This window comes from Streptomyces sp. NPDC102437 (assembly GCF_044765565.1).
Classification (GTDB): domain Bacteria; phylum Actinomycetota; class Actinomycetes; order Streptomycetales; family Streptomycetaceae; genus Streptomyces.
In genome coordinates this window covers 1-1,622 of the sequence record NZ_JBIWKI010000163.1, presented here as the reverse complement: position 1 = coordinate 1,622, position 1,622 = coordinate 1, and the positions used below count along the sequence as shown (strand labels likewise).

Genomic DNA, 1,622 nt, shown 5'->3' with positions numbered 1-1,622 from the left:
ACTCCGGCGGATAGTGCTTCATGACCACGACACGTCCATCTCTCAGATCCTCAAGATCCACTATCTCCAGTGTCCAAGATCAGGGGTGAAGGCCCGTAGCCGGTGTTGGAGATCCCGCCGGACGCGATCGCATCCCCGGTCCCGGCCAGCTTGACCGAGGCAATGGGCTCACGGCCGTTTCCTGGGGCCGGGCCGCGATAGCCGGTCACGGCCGTCTCGTCGCCGGCGGCTTTCGCATTGCCGGTGTCCTTCACGGTCACTGACGGCTCAGGCTCCTCGTCCCCTGCCGTGCGTGATGACGCTTTCGTCATGCGGGCGGGTCCTAGTTCGAGTAGTCGATGCCGGAAACGGAGTTCTTCCCGTCGGCCTCACCTGTCCGCTTGGCCGTGGCCGAGCCACGCCCCCGGCCGCCAGGCCGCTTGATGCCGGCAACACCTCCGCGGGTGGCCTTCCCGGTCCTGCTGACACTGTCCCTGGGACCGGTGGTGGGGGAGGGATGCTGGAACAGGGCCCAGACCAGGGCGGCGATGCCGACGGCGGCCTGGACCGAGGCCCCTACCAACTGCCCCCCGTCAGGACCGTCCAACAGCCAGATCAGCGGAGTGGACACAATCCCCACCCCGGCCAGCACGATGACCGTGATCTTCCATCCCTGCGACACAGCGTTTCCCCCTCGCCCCGACTCGCCCGTCACCGGATGGTTGACGGTCCGCCACCTTGTATTGTCCCGTGCAGTTCTTGCCTGAACCAGGAAACGCACTCTTCGGCACCGTGGTTCCTGCGCGACCGTCGCGACACCGCCACACGTCGCCGGACACGACACCCTCGCCTGAGCCGGTGACAGCGCTCCATAGAAGTTGGATCAGAACCGCTACCCATGAACAAAGCCACCGACCTGCGTGAACTGCGCACAGCCACCGTCCCCTGCCAGCTCGAAGCCCCTGCCGGGTAGGCGACCCCAGCAAGATCGTTCTCGTCGGGAACTCCTGTCCCTCGACTGCTCACACCTGGTCAGTGGCGGGGCGGGCAAACTCACGAGTGCGAGGGCAGCGTGAAGATTGGGTCCACCAACTCGGTTGCTCGTAGACTCAGTTCGCGGCAGAGGCATCGGGCTCATTGTTGGATTGCTTGATTGAGGGCGTCGCATAGACGGGGGAATCGGGGATTTGTGGCGGACAAAGAAAACCAGATCATTGTCTGGTTCTTAGTCGGGTCGGGTGCGGGCTTCGTCCTGATGCTCAAGCTGTATTACGCTGGGGCTCTACCCCATGACAAGGACATCAGGATGTTGGTGGCCCTCGGCGGGACGTTCGCCGTCGGGTTCCTGTTTGGGGTGATCGGCGAGCACTTGCACGATGAGGTTGCCCAGCAAAAAATCTCTCGGGCAACCTATTGGACAACGGTATTCGGGATCGCCGTAGCATCATTCACGCTTCTGGGAATCACGGGCGTAGATGACCTAGCCGCTTTGTTCAGAAGGGCTGGCTACCGAGATTTAACTCGTGGTGTCGTCATGCAGATCTGATAGTCAGGCCGGTCTCGGTGAGACAGCCGTCGATGAGGTTACTGCGGTACTGGATGTGGCGTAGGCCGCTTCGGATGGTGCGGATCAGGTGTTCTGG

At 62.8% G+C, this 1,622-nt stretch carries 3 protein-coding genes and 1 pseudogene; 1 reads left to right on the top strand and 3 read right to left on the bottom strand.

Annotated elements, in window-relative coordinates; genetic code table 11:
* Positions 1 to 50: 50 nt before the first annotated feature.
* Both ACIRJP_RS42595 and ACIRJP_RS42590 read right to left on the bottom strand, forming a co-directional pair.
* A complete protein-coding gene (locus ACIRJP_RS42595) occupies positions 51 to 260 on the bottom strand; it encodes a hypothetical protein (protein ID WP_404186619.1) in 210 nt (69 codons plus the stop codon).
* A gap of 62 nt (positions 261 to 322) precedes the next feature.
* A complete protein-coding gene (locus ACIRJP_RS42590; protein WP_404186617.1) occupies positions 323 to 661 on the bottom strand; it encodes a hypothetical protein in 339 nt (112 codons plus the stop codon).
* A 507-nt stretch (positions 662 to 1,168) separates the two neighbouring features.
* Here ACIRJP_RS42590 and ACIRJP_RS42585 point away from each other — a divergent pair.
* Positions 1,169 to 1,525, top strand: coding sequence for a hypothetical protein (locus ACIRJP_RS42585; RefSeq protein ID WP_404186615.1), 357 nt, complete (start codon positions 1,169 to 1,171; stop codon positions 1,523 to 1,525).
* Here ACIRJP_RS42585 and ACIRJP_RS42580 read toward each other — a convergent pair.
* Positions 1,512 to 1,622: pseudogene (locus tag ACIRJP_RS42580) on the bottom strand (IS630 family transposase); the annotation flags it as partial. The gene ACIRJP_RS42585 and the pseudogene ACIRJP_RS42580 overlap by 14 nt on opposite strands.